Genomic DNA, 1,212 nt, shown 5'->3' on the forward strand with positions numbered 1-1,212 from the left:
AGGGCTAAAAGATTTAAAAGGAGATAGAAGTTTTATTCCTTTTAGGCAGCTTGGTCAATATGAGGATGTAGAGACAGAGCTTTATTATAATAGATATCGTTATTACTCCCCTGATGCTGGGGTTTATTTGAGTCAAGATAGAATTGGACTTGCAGGAAATAACCCGAATTTTTATGCGTATGTAAAGGACTCGAATAGCTGGTTAGATATTTTGGGATTAAATCCTATAATTGCAAATCCAAATGATATAAATTTTTCTCAAAGAACTGTATCTGATGTACGGGTTTGGAATCCAGAAAAATATACTAAGCCAATAGATGTTATGGTTAGAGATGGACAAATGGTTAGCTATGATAATAGAAGACTTTTATCCGCTCAAAATGCTAATTTAAGCGAATTAAAAGTGAATATGGTAGATGGTAATGATATAATGCCTGGTTCAAACAAGACTTGGAATGAGGCTTTTGAAAAAAGGTTTAAAGATATTAGAAATATTAGAGAGGGCGGTGTTGTACCAAATAATGGTTTGAAAGATAAACCAAAGCTTCCTTCATGTCACTAATAAATAAATTATATGAATAAACAAGTAATTAAACTAATTGAAAATTATGAGTATCCATTAATAAACTCAATAATATATCCAAATGGCGATATGTTGGTTATGGAAAGTTATAAAAACAGTAATAATAAATATATACTAAGAGTTCTATGCAAGTCAACAATAGACAGTTATTTTGAATATAATTCATTAGATTATGTATCCTCGATATTTGCATCTGTTATGGTAGAAAATGACATATATCAAATATTTGCTGGAGGTGGTAGTATGGGTGGAGATGGGATTGTTTATGTTTTTAACAAAAATATTCAGGAATTTTTATGGTTTTTCTTTTTAGATAACAGTGATGTATTTGTTAGTGCAATATTTGAATCTCCAACAGAAATAATATGTATGTCTACATCGGGTTTAAAAATCAGATTCCCTATACATCAACCAGACAAAATGGAGGTAATATATGAAGATTAGGGTAATGTATCAAAACATTCTATACCTCAATCTAGATAGACGAAGTTGTTTCAAATCCTCCCAGCTGGCACAAGCTTCTAGCTTGTGTACGTATAGAAATACAACAAAAAACCCTGAGAAATCGGGGTTTTGTGATTTAATAAATAGATTCAAAGGAAATAAGAAAGGATAAAAACTAATAGGGG

2 protein-coding genes are annotated in these 1,212 nt (G+C 30.9%); both read left to right on the plus strand.

Annotation, left to right across the window (positions count from 1 at the left end; translation table 11 throughout):
• On the plus strand, positions 1-562 hold a 562-nt coding region (locus OIU80_RS20825), incomplete at its 5' end, for an RHS repeat-associated core domain-containing protein (protein WP_264288884.1).
• A gap of 12 nt (positions 563-574) precedes the next feature.
• Positions 575-1,027: a hypothetical protein gene (locus OIU80_RS20830; protein WP_264288885.1), complete on the plus strand. Its 453-nt coding sequence runs from the start codon at positions 575-577 to the stop codon at positions 1,025-1,027.
• Positions 1,028-1,212 lie beyond the last annotated feature (185 nt).

The sequence above is a fragment of the Flavobacterium frigoritolerans genome (assembly GCF_025847275.1).
In the GTDB taxonomy this organism is placed as follows: domain Bacteria; phylum Bacteroidota; class Bacteroidia; order Flavobacteriales; family Flavobacteriaceae; genus Flavobacterium; species Flavobacterium frigoritolerans.

Coding starts and splice junctions, on each gene's coding strand:
- OIU80_RS20830 (WP_264288885.1), top strand. CDS start 575: ATGAATAAACAAGTAATTAAACTAATTGAAAATTATGAGTATCCATTA.